This is a genomic window from Mesorhizobium sp. M2E.F.Ca.ET.209.01.1.1 (assembly GCF_004010375.2).
Classification (GTDB): domain Bacteria; phylum Pseudomonadota; class Alphaproteobacteria; order Rhizobiales; family Rhizobiaceae; genus Mesorhizobium.
The window spans coordinates 1-468 of record NZ_SADP02000165.1; the positions used below are offsets into that span (position 1 = coordinate 1).

The 468-nt window shown below is 62.8% G+C and carries 1 pseudogene; it reads right to left on the reverse strand.

The features are described from left to right. Positions 1-468 (reverse strand): annotated as a pseudogene (locus EN852_RS41185) (hypothetical protein); the annotation flags it as partial.

Here is a 468-nt window from a genome sequence, read left to right on the forward strand (position 1 = left end):
AGCTCACCCCATCGACATTCGACGCGATCGGACAGCCAAGTGTCACAACGCGAAGTGCATGGGTCCGCTCCGGAGCGAACGAGCGGATCGCGTCCCCGATCTGCAGTGCTCCCTTGCTGTGTCCGACCAACAGCTTGAATGGCGCCTCCCGATAGGTGAGGAGCGCGTGCAACACATCCGACGAACCTGAGCCTCGACGAAAGACGGGCGCGCCGTGCACGGTCTTGGCGTCGGGCGTCGAGGCCGATAGTCGGCGGCCAATGCTGGCGGTTTGCGGCGCGACATTCGCCAGGCCGTTTTGGATCAGGCTCTTGGCATGCAAATAGTCGTAGAGGCCGAAACCAAACCAACCACCAAGCGCCTGAAGAATGACGTCCGCCATGCCGTATCCCGGCACGATGGCGAGGACGGACTTTTCGAGCGCAAGCGAGATGTCCCACGCGAGCGCCGCACTTCCAAGCGCCGAAC